Annotated in this window: 19 protein-coding genes and 2 rRNA genes; 7 read left to right on the top strand and 14 right to left on the bottom strand. The window is 31.0% G+C overall.

What is annotated here, in order from left to right; all coding sequences use genetic code 11:
• Nucleotides 1-27 precede the first annotated feature (27 nt).
• Nucleotides 28-378: a CidA/LrgA family protein gene (locus CLHOM_RS12250; protein WP_052221988.1), complete on the top strand. Its 351-nt coding sequence runs from the start codon at nt 28-30 to the stop codon at nt 376-378.
• Nucleotides 375-1,079, top strand: a complete 705-nt coding sequence (locus tag CLHOM_RS12245; protein ID WP_052221987.1) for an LrgB family protein — start codon at nt 375-377, stop codon at nt 1,077-1,079. The genes CLHOM_RS12250 and CLHOM_RS12245 overlap by 4 nt, the downstream gene beginning before the upstream one ends.
• Nucleotides 1,080-1,114: 35 nt before the next feature.
• Here CLHOM_RS12245 and CLHOM_RS12240 read toward each other — a convergent pair whose 3' ends face one another.
• From CLHOM_RS12240 to CLHOM_RS12205, 8 genes are all read right to left on the bottom strand, one after another.
• Nucleotides 1,115-1,288: a DUF362 domain-containing protein gene (locus CLHOM_RS12240; RefSeq protein WP_052221986.1), complete on the bottom strand. Its 174-nt coding sequence runs from the start codon at nt 1,286-1,288 to the stop codon at nt 1,115-1,117.
• A 123-nt stretch (nt 1,289-1,411) separates the two neighbouring features.
• Nucleotides 1,412-1,615 (bottom strand): heavy-metal-associated domain-containing protein, encoded by a 204-nt coding sequence (locus CLHOM_RS12235; RefSeq protein ID WP_052221985.1) that lies wholly within the window; start codon nt 1,613-1,615, stop codon nt 1,412-1,414.
• A 10-nt stretch (nt 1,616-1,625) separates the two neighbouring features.
• On the bottom strand, nt 1,626-2,540 hold the full coding sequence (locus tag CLHOM_RS12230; RefSeq protein WP_052221984.1) for a PSP1 domain-containing protein: 915 nt from the start codon (nt 2,538-2,540) through the stop codon (nt 1,626-1,628).
• A 1-nt stretch (nt 2,541) separates the two neighbouring features.
• Nucleotides 2,542-3,486, bottom strand: coding sequence for a DNA polymerase III subunit delta' (locus CLHOM_RS12225; RefSeq protein WP_052221983.1), 945 nt, complete (start codon nt 3,484-3,486; stop codon nt 2,542-2,544).
• A 13-nt stretch (nt 3,487-3,499) separates the two neighbouring features.
• Nucleotides 3,500-3,829, bottom strand: coding sequence for a cyclic-di-AMP receptor (locus CLHOM_RS12220; RefSeq protein ID WP_052221982.1), 330 nt, complete (start codon nt 3,827-3,829; stop codon nt 3,500-3,502).
• Nucleotides 3,830-3,925: 96 nt separating this feature from the next.
• Nucleotides 3,926-4,555 carry a dTMP kinase gene (gene tmk, locus CLHOM_RS12215; RefSeq protein ID WP_052221981.1) on the bottom strand — a complete coding sequence of 210 codons (630 nt, stop codon included), beginning with the start codon at nt 4,553-4,555 and terminating at the stop codon, nt 3,926-3,928.
• Between the two features lie 18 nt (nt 4,556-4,573).
• A complete protein-coding gene (locus CLHOM_RS12210) occupies nt 4,574-6,007 on the bottom strand; it encodes an aminotransferase class I/II-fold pyridoxal phosphate-dependent enzyme (RefSeq protein WP_052221980.1) in 1,434 nt (477 codons plus the stop codon).
• Nucleotides 5,986-6,198, bottom strand: coding sequence for a sigma factor G inhibitor Gin (locus CLHOM_RS12205; RefSeq protein ID WP_052221979.1), 213 nt, complete (start codon nt 6,196-6,198; stop codon nt 5,986-5,988). Before CLHOM_RS12205 ends, CLHOM_RS12210 begins: the two co-directional genes overlap by 22 nt.
• A 219-nt stretch (nt 6,199-6,417) precedes the next feature.
• Between CLHOM_RS12205 and CLHOM_RS12200 the strand changes: the two genes are divergently transcribed.
• Nucleotides 6,418-6,993 carry a YhcN/YlaJ family sporulation lipoprotein gene (locus CLHOM_RS12200; protein WP_052221978.1) on the top strand — a complete coding sequence of 192 codons (576 nt, stop codon included), beginning with the start codon at nt 6,418-6,420 and terminating at the stop codon, nt 6,991-6,993.
• A 73-nt stretch (nt 6,994-7,066) separates the two neighbouring features.
• Here CLHOM_RS12200 and CLHOM_RS12195 read toward each other — a convergent pair whose 3' ends face one another.
• A complete protein-coding gene (locus CLHOM_RS12195) occupies nt 7,067-8,494 on the bottom strand; it encodes a L,D-transpeptidase (RefSeq protein WP_052221977.1) in 1,428 nt (475 codons plus the stop codon).
• A gap of 149 nt (nt 8,495-8,643) precedes the next feature.
• Here CLHOM_RS12195 and CLHOM_RS12190 point away from each other — a divergent pair, with 149 nt between their 5' ends.
• Nucleotides 8,644-9,816 (top strand): zinc-binding metallopeptidase family protein, encoded by a 1,173-nt coding sequence (locus CLHOM_RS12190; protein WP_052221976.1) that lies wholly within the window; start codon nt 8,644-8,646, stop codon nt 9,814-9,816.
• 8 nt (nt 9,817-9,824) lie between these two features.
• Here the strand turns inward: CLHOM_RS12190 and CLHOM_RS12185 are convergent, their stop codons facing one another.
• Nucleotides 9,825-10,316, bottom strand: coding sequence for a hypothetical protein (locus CLHOM_RS12185; protein ID WP_052221975.1), 492 nt, complete (start codon nt 10,314-10,316; stop codon nt 9,825-9,827).
• Between the two features lie 352 nt (nt 10,317-10,668).
• Between CLHOM_RS12185 and CLHOM_RS12180 the strand changes: the two genes are divergently transcribed.
• Both CLHOM_RS12180 and CLHOM_RS12175 read left to right on the top strand, forming a co-directional pair.
• Complete coding sequence (locus CLHOM_RS12180) at nt 10,669-11,619, top strand: magnesium transporter CorA family protein (protein WP_052221974.1); 951 nt, start codon at nt 10,669-10,671, stop codon at nt 11,617-11,619.
• A gap of 46 nt (nt 11,620-11,665) precedes the next feature.
• Nucleotides 11,666-12,583, top strand: a complete 918-nt coding sequence (locus CLHOM_RS12175) for a S66 peptidase family protein (protein WP_052221973.1) — start codon at nt 11,666-11,668, stop codon at nt 12,581-12,583.
• Between the two features lie 87 nt (nt 12,584-12,670).
• Here the strand turns inward: CLHOM_RS12175 and CLHOM_RS12170 are convergent, their stop codons facing one another.
• Entirely contained in the window at nt 12,671-14,059 is a 1,389-nt protein-coding gene (locus tag CLHOM_RS12170; RefSeq protein ID WP_052221972.1) for a sodium-dependent transporter, read from the bottom strand.
• Nucleotides 14,060-14,229: 170 nt separating this feature from the next.
• Here CLHOM_RS12170 and CLHOM_RS12165 point away from each other — a divergent pair, with 170 nt between their 5' ends.
• The gene (locus CLHOM_RS12165; RefSeq protein ID WP_052221971.1) at nt 14,230-15,255 is read left to right on the top strand and encodes a DUF4349 domain-containing protein; all 1,026 of its coding nucleotides are present in this window, start codon (nt 14,230-14,232) and stop codon (nt 15,253-15,255) included.
• Between the two features lie 51 nt (nt 15,256-15,306).
• On the opposite strand, the gene CLHOM_RS12160 is transcribed toward CLHOM_RS12165, so the two are convergent.
• From CLHOM_RS12160 to CLHOM_RS12150, 3 genes are all read right to left on the bottom strand, one after another.
• Entirely contained in the window at nt 15,307-16,050 is a 744-nt protein-coding gene (locus CLHOM_RS12160; RefSeq protein ID WP_052221970.1) for an NAD-dependent protein deacylase, read from the bottom strand.
• Between the two features lie 190 nt (nt 16,051-16,240).
• Nucleotides 16,241-16,357, bottom strand: a 5S ribosomal RNA gene (gene rrf, locus CLHOM_RS12155).
• Nucleotides 16,358-16,507: 150 nt separating this feature from the next.
• A 23S ribosomal RNA gene (locus CLHOM_RS12150) occupies nt 16,508-16,602 on the bottom strand; the annotation flags it as partial.

Genomic DNA, 16,602 nt, shown 5'->3' with positions numbered 1-16,602 from the left:
TATTTATTAAAGAAATGGGGTGCTGTTTTGAAATTATTAGGACAAATTACTATTGTATTTGGTATATATTTTCTAGGAGAACTTATAAGTAAAACTTTTCACTTGCCTATACCGGGTAATGTTTTAGGTATGGTAATTCTTTTAGCTTGTCTTTATAAAGGAATAATAAAAGTTGATAAAATTCAAGAAATAAGTAACTTTCTTCTTGATAATTTAACATTTCTATTTCTACCAGGAGGAGTAGCTCTAATTTCTATCCTTTCAATTTTAAAAGAAAATCTACTGCCAATAGTCATTATTTGCGTAGTATCTACTGTTATAATTCTCGTGTCTACGGGAGCTATAGTTCAATTTTTGATAAGGAGAGGTGCTAAATGAAAGAACTTATTTCTACACCAATATTTGGCATATTAATTTCATTGATTGCCTTTCAAATAGGATGCTTCATAAATTCTAAGATAAAAATTGCTTTATTGAATCCTTTGCTTATAAGCATAATTTTAGTAATTGGATTTTTGCTAAAATTCAACATAAGTTTAGAGGACTATAATAAGGGTGGAAGCTTTATATCTTTCCTACTTGGTCCAGCTACAGTTGTACTAGCTGTTCCATTATATAAGAAAATAGACCTTTTGAAAAAAAACTTTATCCCTATAATAGTTGGCATAATAGCTGGCTCAACTATTGGAATGATAAGCATTATTTTACTTTGCTATTTATTTAACTTAGATAGTTCTATTACTTTATCTTTAGTTCCAAAATCAGTTACTGCCCCTATTGGAATTGAAATAGCAAAACAGCTTGGAGGCATGCCTCCATTAGCACTAGCTGCTATTGTCCCAACAGGAATACTTGGAGCAATTATATCTCCTTGGGTTCTTAAAATAGCTAGAATTAATAACAAAGTAGCTAAGGGAGTCTCTATAGGCACTTCTTCTCACGGAATAGGTACTGGTAAAGCTATTGAACTAGGAGAAACTGAAGGTGCCATGAGCGGCCTATCCATAGGCCTTGCTGGATTAATCACAGTAATTTTATCACCTATTATAGTAAAACTTTTGAGTTTCCTAATAAAATAAAAAAACCGTCATTATGACGGTTTTTTTATTTAATCTTATTCTTCAGGTGATATTGCTCCAACTGGACATACATTAGCACAGTTTCCGCAATCTATGCAAGAACTTGCATCGATGTCGAATTGAGTATCTCCTTGTTTAATTGCTCCAACTGGACATTCAGAAGCACAAGCTCCACAACTAACACATGAATCAGCAATTTTAAATGCCATGAAAAACACCTCCCAACAGTTTAAATGCATGAGTACATATTTATGTACATGCCTCCTATATTTTATCACGTTTTTAATATTTTTAAAAGTGAATATTTATAAAAGTTAATTCTTATACAATCTTTACCTCTTTGTATACCCCATATCTTCTAATAAATCATATATCTTTTCTTCATTAATAAAATAATTATCGTATACTATTTCCACTTCTCCTTTTTCACCCTTTATATGACAAGCAACCACACCTTCTTCAGCTCCAAGGGCTGTTCTTATCCTATTTACATCACTCTCTGATCGTATATTAGAAATTTTTATTAGAGCCTTCATGGTGCACCTCCTAGTTATCCTTCAAAAGTTCACTTATTGTTTTATCATCTAAATCATCTACTTCTAACTTAATGTCTTCTTCACTTATATTGTCTCCTATATATTCATATCCGCCTGAAATTAATGTCATATCTTTTATTCCAACTTCTTTAACTATATCTTCTCCATCATGGAGAGAAATTTTAACCTTTGCCATTTCCTTTACCACAGAATTACTAATAACTACACCTTTACCATAAGGAGTATCCACAATAGAATCTACTTTTGGAAGTTCCTTTTTAATATCTTCATAAGTTGATTCTTCATAATTCAGACAGCACATCAATCTTCCGCAGATTCCAGATATTTTTGTAGGATTTAAGGATAAATTTTGCTCTTTAGCCATTTTTATTGATACAGGTACAAAGTCACCTAGGAATGAAGAACAGCACATAGACCTTCCACAGGGACCAAGTCCTCCAACCATTTTGGCTTCATCTCTTACACCTATCTGTCTTAGCTCAATTCTTGTTCTAAATACCGATGCTAAATCTTTCACAAGCTCTCTAAAATCCACTCTTCCTTCTGCCGTAAAATAAAAAATAATTTTATTATTATCAAAAGTATACTCTACATCTATTAGCTTCATAGGGAGATCATGTTTTTGTATCTTTTCCAGACATATATTTAGAGCTTCTTCTTGCTTTCTTTTATTTTCCTTATGTTTTTCTATATCTTCTTCTGTGGCTTTTCTTATAACGTTTTTAAGAGGTGATATTATTTCTTCTTCTCTAATTTCCTTAGGTCCTATTACGCATTCACCAAATTCTATTCCTCTTACCGTTTCAACTATTACACTATAGCCACTTTTTATATCTAATCCATTAGGGTCAAAATAGTATATTTTACCTGATTTCTTAAAGCGTACTCCTACAACTGTTATCATCTTAAACCTCCTGCATATTCAGCAACATTATATCAAAAGCCAACTCTTGATTAATTCTTCTTTCCAAATTATTTCTTACTTTGTTTATTATGTCCATAAATTCATTAAGTTCCTTAAAGGAATATATATTAGAAAGCTTCTTTATCTCTTCTAATTTATCACTATTTATTACAATCTTTTTATTTCCTAACTCCTTATATACAACAATATCTCTTAAATATGAAATAAAGCAACTTAATATATCTCTCCACTGGTCTTTATACTTACTAAAAAAATTCTCGTATTGCTTTATAATATACCTATCTTTTTTGCAAACTTCAAGAAGTATATTAATGGTTTTATTCCTAATTTCTTTAAAATTATCATCTTCTATAAAGCTTTTGCATTTCCCTGGTATACCTTCACAAAAAGCAATTAGTTGCTTTATATCTGCCTCTTCAAGTCCAAGATATTTTTTTTCAATATACATTTTCATTTCTTTAGAGTTCAATCTATTTAATTTATAAGTCTGGCATCTAGATCTTATGGTTTCTAAAATAAGTTCTATAGTTTCACAGAGCAATATTAAATTAACTCCACTTGGAGGCTCTTCAATAGTTTTAAGAAAAGCATTTTGAGCTTCTGTGGTCATTTTATGAGCTTCATAAATAATAATAACCTTCTTATCTGATTCATAAGGTTTTTTATTTGCCTCTTTTATTATTTCTCTTATTTCGTCTACTCCAATTGAATTTTTATTCCTGGCGCCTCTGACTTCTATAATATCAACATAATTCTTATTCTCTTTCTTATTAAGAAGCTTTAAAGCTATTTCCTTGGCAATAATACTCTTCCCAATTCCATCTTCTCCGACTATAAGATGGGCATGAGAAAACCTTCCTGAATTAATTGAATCCTGTATTTGTTTTATTATCATTTGATGACCTATAATAGCCTCAAAGCTCATGACGTTCCTCCAATTAGATCTTTATATACTTATCTACATCTACTACAAATATTGTAGCTCCTCCTACCTCAACTTCTACAGTATAAGGTATATACATTCCAGTAGCCCCTGTAACTGGCGAAGGTGTAGTTATTATTTCATTTCTTTTTTTACATATGTCTTTAATTATAGCAATAACATCATCTACTTGCTCTTTGTTAACACCTATCATTAAAGTAGTATTTCCTGATTTTAAAAAGCCCCCTGTAGTAGCAAGCTTAGTTACCCCATAGCCTGCTTCTGTAATTACCTCTATAAGATCATCAGAATAGTCATCTTGTATAACAGCAATTACAAGTTTCATTACTTTGCCCCCCTGTATTTAATAATTTTAATTACTTTGAAGGTTCTAATTTCAATACTATAAGGTTTCTTAATTATATTTTAACACATTTATTAATCATTTAAGAATATTCTTTAAAAGTTTTTTAATATCATCAAACACTTCTAAAATGTCTCTGCTAGCATCAATTGACTTTATCCTATCTGGATTTTCCTTTAGCAAAATCATATATCCTTCCCTCACTCTTTTATGGAAGTCTAGTTTTTCTAAATCTAGTCTATTTACTTCTCTATCTTTGTTTTTTGAAATTCTCTCAAGACCTAGCTTTGGATCTATATCTAGATATATAGTTAAATTAGGCATATATTTATCAATGGCAAATTTATTTATCTCCATTACCTGATTCATACCTATACCTCTTGCATAACCCTGATAAGCTAGAGATGAGTCAACAAATCTGTCACAGATAACTATCTTATTTTCTTCAAGAGCTGGTATTACTCTCTCAGCTAGATGCTGTCTTCTTGCCGCTGCATACAAAAGTGCTTCTGTCCTGGAATCCATGGCAGTATTATTTTTATTTAAAATTATTTCTCTAATTTGCTCAGAAATTTCTATTCCCCCGGGTTCCCTTGTAGATATAAATTCTATATTCCTTTCCTTTAAATATCCTTCAATTAACTTAATTACTGTTGACTTCCCAGAACCTTCTGGACCCTCTAAGGTAATAAATAATCCTTGTTTCATTTTTCTCCTCCAAATATGTTAAGCTTTAATTACTTTTACATTGTAGTTCTTCTTGCCTCTTAATACCCCAATTACATCTATTTTGTTATCTATATAATAATTAATTGCATTAATAGTATTATCATCTATTACTTCCCCTATATTAACTAACGGAACACCTGGTGGGTAAGGTATTATACTCTCTGCACATATTCTTCCTTCTGACTCTTGAAGTTCTATATATTCTGCTTCTTTATCAATTACCTCATAAGGTATTAGCATACTTTTAGGTATATTATGATTTAATATATTGCAGGAATCTGTCTTTAGCTCGTTTAAATCACATTTCTTCAAGACCTCATAAAGCTTTTTAAAGTCCTCTTCCTCATTAAAAGGTGAAAATATAAGAATTACATTTTGCCCATCATTCATCTCTGGTTGAATTTTATTTTTTCTTAAATAGTCTGAAAGTGCTCCAGCGCTATATCCTTTTTCTATATTAATTACATACCTGGTAGGATCTAGAGAATTATTTTCTTCTATTAAATCCTCTATTCCTAATATATGTACTCCTTCTATTCCATTTATTTTAGCTCTGTATTTTTCAGCTATATTAATAAGCCTTTCATAATCTTGCTTTCCCTTATGCTCTAAATAATACCTTGCATAATCCATAGAACACATAAGCATATAAGAGGGGCTTGTACTTAAAAACATTTTTAAATAAAGCTCGACCCTTTCTACCCTCATACCTTCTCCTACATGGAGAAAAGCCGTTTGAGTAAGGCTAGGCAAGGTTTTATGAGAACTCATTACTGCCATATCCGCTCCTAATTTTAGCGGGTTTTCAGGCAAGGCTTTAGCTGCACCAAAATGAGCTCCATGAGCTGCATCAACTAAAACCTTCATATTCCTTTTCCTTGCTTCATTAACAATAAATTTTAAATTTGAACAAACTCCATAATAATTAGGGTACGTTATGATTATTCCCTTTGCATCCTGGTTTTCCTTTATAATATTTAAAAAATGCTCCTCATCTATAGAAAGAGGAGCATCAAATTTATGATTTATTTTATTTTTTATATATACTGGCCTGAGCTTTCTTAAAATAATCCCATTGAAAATAGATTTGTGACAATTTCTCTCAACTATGACCTTATCTCCTTCATTAAAGGCGGAAAAGATCATAGCTAAATTACCGCTAGTACTTCCATTTACTAAAAAATACGAACTTCTGCTTCCATAAAATTGGGACAGTTTTTCTTGCGCAGCTTTTATAATTCCCTTTGGATTATGAAGATTGTCTAATCCTTCAACTTCTGTTAAATCACATTTTACTAATTCTTTATAAAGTTCTTCTCCCTCATGTGTTGATATAAACCCTTTTCCTGCTTTATGTCCTGGTGTAGAGAAACTTATATTATCTTCACTTATATAATTTAATACTCCTTTTACAAGGGGTAATTTAACCAATTGTAATCCACTCCTCTTATCATGTAATAAGCTATAGTTTTTCTTATGCAACCTTTGTAGTATTCATAAAAATCTGTACCACTTTCTGCTTTTATTATTCTTTCCTCGCAGTTTTTGCATATTCCTCTTCCATTTATCATTATACCATCATTTAGAGGCTTTCCACATATAATACATTTTTGTTTTGGCATATTTACCCCCTTAATTTAATGTTAATTGCATTTACTAGGAATACTTGCCCCTTACAATATATTTTATTCAGACTATAAGGAAATCTTATTTTGTCCACAAAAATATTTTTAAAATAATTTAGTATTATTTTACATTAAAAATAAAACACTCAATTCTACTTTAATTTTTTATAATAGATATCTATAAAACTGCACATAATAACTTTCGAGGTGATAAAAATGTGTTTTAAAAATAAGAGAAATATTTTAATAATCTTTTCAGTGTTATTATTTTCTTTAAGTATCATTGGATGTGCTAATAGGGTAACAAACCCTCCTCCATCAGGAAGAACCACTAATAGAACTACTAATCCTAGCGGAACTACAAATCCTAATGTAACAAATGGAGTACCTGGAAGTAATAATACAAGTAACATTACAGATAATAAAACTATGCCAGGAGACAATACCATAACAGGGGATAATTCTCTATATACAAGAGCTGAAAGAATAGCTACTGCTGTAAATAGGGTAACTGGAGTAAATAACTCAAGAGTTATAATTTCTAATAATAGAGCTTTAGTTGGAGTAAACTTAAATTCAGGAATCCAAGGACAAATGACAGATCAAATGAAATCAAACATTGAAAAAGCAGTTAAGACTGCTGATAATCAGATAACCTCTGTAGCTGTAACTGCTGACCCAGATCTATATACTAGAATAAGCAATGTAGGTACTGGTATACGTAACGGAAGACCTTTATCTGAATTTGGAAGCGAAGTTGAAGAATTGTTTAGAAGAGTTATTCCTAGATAATTTTAGACTTATCTTGTTGTTTAGAGATTGTTTTTAAGTTAAAGAAACGCCATAGTTTGGCGTTTCTTATTGTTTAATCCTGGATAACAACTAATGTACCCTTTGGAATGTTATTATATATCCATTTTATATCATTCACAGCTAACCTAATACATCCATGAGAAGCCTTTTGCCCTAGCTTATCTGCTTCTAACTTTATTAAATTACCATTTCTATCATGTAAAACGCTATGAAATAAAAAATCATTATTAATTCTTACCCAATTGTAGCATACAATGGAATTTTTATAGCCTGTATAAAACCTTTCACCTCTATCCCCAATTAAATAAGTTCCCTTTGGAGTAGGTGACCAATCCTGACCCGTTGAGCATTTAAAGGTTTTTTCTAGGGTTTCACCCTTAAAAATATAAATCTTTTGCTCACTCAAATCTACTAAAATTGAACGTCCCTCTTTAGGTTTTACAGTTTTTACCTGCCAAGTGTATACATATCCCTCAACTAATTTTAAAGTCTCATAATTTGTAGCTTCAATATAATAAAAATCGCCTACCTTCTTTAATATTTTTACTGCATTAAGGCTGCCATAAATATACCCTAAATTTTTTGAATTCTTCTTTGGTTCTGCTTTTATATAAATCTTTTCCACTTCCCTAGCATTGCCTACTACAATAGATGTTACCTTAGGAGCTTTAGGTACCGTAGGAAGCTTTTCCTTATAAGGATTTCCTACTATTATTAATTTGTTTATTTTAGTTTCTACTTCCTTATATTCAACTTCCTGTTTTTGCTCTGTATTTTCATTTCCATCATTCTCATTTTTAGTCTCATCCTCATTATTAGATGGCTTAACTTCTTCTCTACTTTTTATTGTAAGTTTTAATAAATATACTCCTTCTTCTTTTGGTTTCCAAGAAATGCTTTCCTTATAATCATTAAAAGAAACGACTTCCTTATTTTTTAAAATATCGTATACTGTAAGTTTAAAAAGATTTTCTTCTGTGGATTCTCTTTTTATTTCTAGTGTCTCACCTAAGGAATATTTGCTTTTAAAAGTATTGAGTTTAGGTTTATTATGCTCCACGTTTAGCTTACCACATTTAATAGTAGTTGCAGCATAGCTATCAAAACCACGTGAATCCTTAGGTACTGCCCCTGCTCTTTTAACCCAAACAGAAACCTCATACTCACCTTCTAAAAGCTTTGGAGTAGTAATTGAATACACCCGATTACCTTCTATTACTTCTGTATATCCTTTAGTAACCTCTGTCCATGCATTTTCACCTTTACTATGCATCCAAACCCTATATTGAACCTTTCCTTCATAAGCTGTAACTATATCTAGGGCTTGTTCCTCTCCTTCATAAATAGTCTCGTATTCTTGCACAATGCTTTGTATCTTCGGATAAGTAATTGCATAAGCAAAATCTTGTCCAAATATAAGTGAAATTACTATTCCTAGTAGTAAAGTGATAGGTAAAAACTTATAATACTTTTTTTCCATGATCCTTCCCCCTGTCATTTCCAACCATTGCCAAAACGCACATTATTTATTATATTCTTTGTATATAAGTTTTTCAACCTTAATTGAAAAATATATTTATCCATGAAGGGTATACTAATAAAGGCACATTAATTTTAGGAGGCAAACTTATGAAACAAGAGATTATAAATCATTTATCAATTATAGAAGAGGAAATACATAAAATTTCAAAGTTTTTATATGAATATCCTGAAGAAAGCTTTAATGAACATAAAGCTCATAGTTACTTGACAAATATTTTGAAAGAAAATAATTTTACTATCCAAGAAAATTTTCTAGATATTTCTACTGCTTTCATGGCTCAATATGGAGAAGGTCATCCTAAAATATGCTATATTTGTGAATATGATTGTTCTTGTAAGGAAGGTCATATTCTAGGCAGTAATTTAATATCCTCCATGTCTATTGGTGCTGCTATAGGCTTATCTAAAGTTATTCCTAAAACCGGAGGCTCAGTAATCCTTTTAGGTTGTCCGGGTGAATTTCTAGGAGGCACTAAGGTCACCATGGCAAAGCAAGGAGTTTTTGATGATATTGATATTATCTTAATGGCTCAGCCTAGTTTTAAAACCGCTAATTGCTGCAGTTCACCGGCATTATTACCAATAAAAATCACTCATGGATGTGATAATTACTATTGCTTTGAAAAAAATAAAAAAATATCTACCTTGGATGTATCTCTTTATATTTTAAATTCAATAAACACAATATTGAAAGCTTTTCCCTCCACTTGCTCAATAGATAAAATATCTATGCATGGAAAAATAGTTCCTAATATAGCCCCCGATAATATAGTAACAACCTTTACTATTGAGGCTCCAAATTTAGATATGGCTGAAGAAATAAGAAGCAAAATAATTAAAGTAATTTCTGCTTTTGATGATTTTACTGGATTATCTTCTAAAATTGAACTTTCGGAAGTTCCTTATGATGACTTTATATGTAGTAAAACTCTATGTAGAATTCTATCGCATAATCTTAAAGAAGTTGGAATTATTGATATTGAAGAAGATAGCGAATTAAATTATGGACTTAGTCTCGGAACTGTAAGTCACAAGGTGCCTAGCATTAGATTTCTCATAAATATTAGTGAAAGAAATTCAATTAAATATGCTTGCAAGGAATTTGGTGAAGCCACATTATCTTCCTTCGCAAAAGAAAAAGTATTAAATACTACTAAAGCCTTGGCACTAACTGGTCTAGATTTAATAAGTCAACCTAATTTAATTTCTGAAGCTAGGCAGGAACTACAGAATACTATAAGAAAAAAAACACTAGGTTAAATCTAAACCTAGTGTTTAATATTATTATTGAAGATATTTAATTTACTAATTAATTTATAGCTTGGTTCAAAATAAAACTTACCGCTATTATTATTGTTACTATACTTGCATTCATATACATCATTAATGAAGTTAATACAAGCACACTTTTTACAGAAAAACCTATCTAAATTATATTTTAATAAGTTTGTCTTCTCAACACATTGAATATCTCCAAGCTTAACACTTTCTATAACTTCTTCTCTAGAACCTTTAAGCCTATATATTATAAGTTCATCTGCGATAATTGAATACTTATACCTGATACTACACTTGTTTACCTGTTTTATAATTATTACTAGAACTAATAAAGTTAATGCTATTTTTAAATACTCTCCTATTAAAATGCTACCCATGCTTACATTTTTAACAACATCTGATATAACTACATAAGTGGCTAAATATATTACTATTATAAATATAGTTGGCATTTTTTTTCTTGCCACAGTTTCCTTGTACATGGCTCAAATCGTCCCCCGAGTTTAATTAGACTTTACATATGAATTATACTAACATTGCTTAAAATAGTACAAACTATTTTAAGATAGTTTATGTTTAAATTAGCTTGTTTATATCTATGTCAAACGATTACATATTATAATTTATACTATTTTACTTGTTATCTTGCTTTTACTTTCATTAATAAATAGTCAGTAAATTCACTCAATTTCAGCATTCTTAATATATGGTAAAACCAACACTATTTCTTATAATTAATGTAAAATTACACTTTACTTTTTTGAAAATAATGATGAATTTTTCATAAGGTACGTTATAATAGAATATATGTACTGTTAGAAAGGATTGAAGTATATGATTTCTATATATAAAACAGTAAGTGAAACAGGTAATTCCTTGCAACAATTAGATTCAATAGAGCCTGGCTGCTGGATCAATATGGTGTCTCCATCAGAGCAAGAAGTTTTGCTCATATCTAAAAAAACCGGAGTACCCATTGAGTTTTTAAATGCTGCCTTAGACGAAGAAGAAAGTTCCCGTATAGATAGTGAAGATAATAATTTGCTATTTATAGTTGACATACCTTTTACTGAAATGGAAGAAAACTCATTAACTTATGATACGTATCCTTTAGGTATAATTCATACCCAAAAGGAGATTATAACTGTTTGCTTAAAAAATAGTAAACTTTTAAATGATTTTATAGAAGGTAATATTCGTTCTTTCTTTACTTTTAAACGCTCAAGATTCATTCTTCAAATACTTTATAGAGTTTCGAGTTACTTCCTTCTTTCCTTGCGTCAGATAGAAAAAAAGAGTTTGATGATACAGAAAAAACTTCATAGTTCCGTAAGTAATAAAGTACTTATGCAGCTGTTATCACTTCAAAACTCCTTAGTATACTTCTCTACCTCTCTTAAGGCTAACGAAATAACCTTAGAAAAAATGCTAAAGCTTGAAATAATGCAAAAGTATGAAGAAGACAAAGACATTTTGGAAGATGTAATAATAGAAATTAAACAGGCCATAGAAATGACAGGAATATATGCAAATATCTTAAATGCTACCATGGAAGCTTCTGCTAACGTAATATCAAACAATCTAAACTTAGTAATGAAGCTGCTAGCATCTGTAACTATAGTCATGTCTATTCCAAATATATATTCTGGTTTATTCGGTATGAATGTAACTGGTCTTCCTTGGTCTGATGCTGCTAACGGACATGGCTTTGCCATAGTTTTATCCATGACACTGATAACAGTAATAGCTACTATAATAATTCTAAACAAAAGGGACATGTTTTAGATATAAAAATATAATATTTATATAAATATTATTAAGGTGTGGTTTAATGATTGGTAAAAGATTAAAAAAAGGCTGTATTATTGGTCTTATTTCACCCTCTAGTCCAGAGAATCCTGAAAAGATAAAGGATAGCATCAGCACTCTTAGAAATCATGGTTTTAATATTAAAGAAGGAAATTTTCTATATGAAAAACGAGGATATTTAGCTGGTGGAGATAAAGAAAGAGCACAGGATTTTATGAACATGTTCAAAGATGAAAGTGTAGATATGATTTTATGCATGAGGGGAGGATACGGTTCTATGAGAATTCTCCCTCTTATTGATTATGAAATTATAAAAAACAATCCAAAAATCTTTATTGGCTATAGTGATATAACTGCTTTGCTAAATACCATTAGCTCCAGATGCGACCTTATTACTTTTCATGGTCCTATGGGAAATTCAAACTTTAATGATATAGAAACATTAGGCAGTTTTTTAACTACCCTTATGAATGGTCATAGGCCTTATAAATTACTAAACCCCCTAGGAATTAATCTTACACGAAATATAGGTGGAAAAGCTGTTGGTAAAATTGTTGGAGGAAATCTTTCTTTAATTACAGCTACTTTAGGTACTCCCTATGAAATCGATACAAAAAATAATATTCTATTCATGGAAGATATTAACGAGCAGCCATATGTTATAGATAGGATGTTAACACAGCTCCATTTATCAGGTAAACTTGAGCAATGCAGTGGTTTTATAATCGGTCAATTTACTGGCTGTTCCTTACCTAATTACGAAAAGAGTCTTACAACAAATGAAGTAATGCTGGACAGAATTCTATCTCTAAACAAACCTACCTTATCTAATTTTATGTGCGGTCATGACTACCCAAATCTAACTCTCCCAATAGGCGCCAAAGGTGAAATTGATTGCGATAAAGGCGAAATAAATATATTAGAACCTGTAGTTAAATAAAAAATAACAATAAATCGCTAATCTCTGATCCTTAATGGCTTTTGAATATTATCCATAGCCATTAGAGGTTAGTGACTAGCGATTATTTTAGCTAAATAACTTAATTAACTTTTCCATTACCCCTAATGAAGATAAAAATACCACGAATACTAAAACAGGTGTTACATATCTTAATATAACATAATATGCATCTATTAATTTATCTAACTTTAGCTTTCCTTCATTAGAAAGTTCTTTTTTAATATCTTCTTTTGGAATAACATATCCGACAAATATAGCTATGAGAATTCCACCTAAAGGTAATAAAATATTAGACGATATAAAATCAAACAAATCAAATAATCTCATATGGAATATGGTAAATTTACCAAGTAAGCTACTAGCATCAGCTGAAAGTGTTGCGAAAACACCTATTCCTAATATAATTACTGCATTTAACAGTACTGCCTTTCTTCTTGACATACCTCTTTGCTCTGAATAGTAAGCTATTACAACTTCACACATAGATGTCATAGCTGTTGTTGCTGCTATTGAGGCTAATATGAAAAATACTAAAAGCAGCAAGGTTCCAAAAGGAAGCTTAGAAAATACCATAGGTACAGTCATAAACAATAATCCCGGACCACTTGAAGGCTTCATTTCAAAAGAAAATACCGCTGAAAATACTGCAATTCCAACTAAAAGTGATACTATAGTATCAGATACAGCTACCTTGGCTGCTGTTCCCATCATATTGTCCTTTTTAGTAAAATAGCTTCCGTAAGTCATCATACATCCCATGCCTAAGGACAATTTAAAAAACGCTAGTCCCATTGCCATTAATATAACAGAACCACTAAGCATAGAAAAATCAACTTTGAAAAGAAACTTAAAGCTATCACCTACACCTGGAAGAGTTAAAGCCTTAATATCACATATTAAAATAAGTATAAATAATATTGGCATAAGAGTTTTTGTAATTCTCTCAATTCCGTTCTTCACTCCTAATGCTAATATAAGAGAAACAACTGTTACTACTACAACTTGCCATATTATCGGAGGAATAGGCCCAATAATAGTTCTTACAAACTCATCTTGTGCGGACTTAGAGGTTACTTCATAAAAATCGCCCTTGATTGCTTTAAATACATATGAGTAAACCCAACCTCCCACTGAACTATAGAAGAATACTATAAAATAAGATGCCAGCATAGAAATTATTCCTATACTTTTCCACTTTCTTTTTGGGGCTAACAGTTCTAATGCTCCCATTACATTTTTTCTTGTTTTTCTACCTATATAAAACTCGCTAATCATTACTGGTAATCCAATAAAAATAATACAAATGAAATAAATTAGAAGAAAAGCAGCACCCCCATTTTCTCCAACTACATACGGGAATTTCCATATGTTACCTAACCCTACTGCTGAACCTAAAGTTGCAAAAAAAGCAGCTATACCTGATGAGAAGCCCTCTCTTCCTTTTTTGTGTTCCATAATTACTCCTCCAAAAACTTTAAAATCCGTTATAAAAATATTCTTATTAAGTTGATGCATAATATATCCTGGAAAAATCCTTGTAAAAAATTACTTTAAAATAACTAATTGGTAATAAAATTCGTATATACTATAAAGCTTATAGTATAATTGTAAGGGAGAGAATTTAAATGATTAAACGCAAAACTATAAAAAATCATATGAAAAATATACTCTTATCCTTAATCATAATCTCAGTTTTATTACCTTTGTCCGGCTGTGGAGCGGCTAGTAAATCTGCTACTTCAGCTGACAAGGCTTCCTCATCAGCTGGATCAGCTCCTAATACAGTAAAATCTGAAGAGAAAACTAGTTCTGCTGCAGACACATCCACTACTTCAAATTCCACCAGTATCTCACCAGGTTATAAAATAACTCAAACAGCTCATAGAATTATACAAACAGGCAGAATGAATATGGAAACTACAACCTTTGATGAGACTTTATCTCAAGTGCAGAACTATGTTAATTCTATAGGTGGTTATATACAGTCTTCCTCTATTCAAGGGAGAGGAATTACTCCCGATAATTCTACTTCAAATCGTGTCGGAACATTAACTTTTAGAGTTCCCCAAAATAAATATTCTGAGTTCTTTACAAGTGCAAAATCCTATGGCACAATAACTTTTCAAGAGAATACTGGTGAAGACGTTACTGAACAATACTTTGATACTGAAGCTAGAGTTAAAGCTCTAACTATCCAAGAAGAAAGAATCCTAGATATTTTAAAAAAATCAGATAAACTTTCTGATGTAATCGAGCTAGAAAAACACCTTTCAGACATAAGATACCAAATAGAAAATCTAACAGGTACTTTAAGAAAATGGGACAACCTAGTAAACTTTTCAACCATTACATTACAAATTCAAGAGGTTAAAGAAATAACAAAAGTTGCTCCAGAAAGCTCAAATGGGCTATTAAAAAGAATATCTTATGCATTTACCAATTCTATTAAACAATTAGGCATATTCTTTCAAGCTGTTATAGTGTTTTTATTCACAATACTGCCATTTATGTTGGTGGCTATAATAATTGCTCTAATAGTACTAACTATTATAAAAAAGTATAATATAATCAAACATAATAGGATTGATAGTTCTCACAATAATTTAAGCAGTAACTCCAAAGATAACAAGGATTCAGAAGATAATAATTAAAAAAATTTGCCTTAGAATTTTATATAAAATAAGACTTCTAAGGCATTTTTACTACATCATTATAGCTTCCTTAAGTACCTTTCCAATACTATCACTAATTACTAAATCAGCCTTATTGTCATAAGCAGTAGCTGCCTTATTTATAAGAACTAAATGCTTACCATTAAAATATTGCAGTAACCCGGCTGCTGGATATACTACAAGGGATGTGCCTCCCACAATTAGAGTGTCCGCTTGTTGAATATGTCTAACGGCTTTATTCATAACCTCCATATCTAATGCCTCTTCATATAAAACCACATCCGGCTTTACTACACCATTGCATTTATCGCAATATGGAATTACTTTTTCAGAATTTACTACATAATCTAAATCAAACTTTTTACCGCACTTCATACAAAAGTTTCTAAGTATTGATCCATGTAATTCAAGTACATTTTTGGATCCTGCAAGCTGGTGTAATCCATCAATATTTTGTGTTATTACTGCCTTAAGTATACTCCTTCTTTCAAGTTCTGCTAGGGCATTGTGGGCATCATTTGGTTTTGCTTCTTTATATATCATTTTGGCCTTATAAAAATCAAAAAAATCTTCTGTTTTATTCATAAAAAAACTATGGCTTAACATGACCTCTGGAGGATATGAAAATTTATCTTTTGTCTTATATAATCCAGCTTCAGATCTAAAATCAGGTATATTACTCTCAGTAGAAACCCCTGCACCTCCAAAAAATACAATGTCACTACTAGAATTTATCATTTCTTTTAGTTTTTGTACCTTATCCATAAATCCCATCTCCTAACATAATTTAATAAGGTCCTATATAATAAATTATATTATATTATGAATCATCATGTAAGCTAAATAATAAGTTATTATACTAACATTTTCTTTAATAATAAATTCGTGCTCACGCTCACATGACTCTTTTTATTCCAAAAATAAAATAAGCACTAAAACCTTAGTTTTAATGCTTATTTACATAACCCGGCGGTGACCTACTCTTCCACACCGTCACCAGTGCAGTACCATCGGCGCTTTGAAGCTTAACCTTCGTGTTCGGAATGGGAACGGGTGTTACCTTCAAGCCATAACCACCAGATAGCCAGACATCCAAAATCTTCGATTTTGTGATGGTCGGCTACTCATGAGCTTCTGCTCAAGAGTGTCATTAATCAGTACTCCTCAGCTCTGCTGAGTGAGTTTCCTTTGAAAGAAATTTATTCTCTCAAAATTGCACAGTGAATTAATATTGATCAAGTCCTCGACCTATTAGTATTAGTCAGCTGAGTACATTACTGCACTTACACCTCTAACCTATCAACCTGATGGTCTTTCAGGGGTCTT

Origin of the sequence: Clostridium homopropionicum DSM 5847 (genome assembly GCF_001263795.1) — a bacterium.
GTDB lineage: Bacteria > Bacillota > Clostridia > Clostridiales > Clostridiaceae > Clostridium_H > Clostridium_H homopropionicum.
The sequence above is the reverse complement of the archived record's forward strand: the minus strand, read 5'-3'. Positions and strand labels throughout refer to the sequence as shown.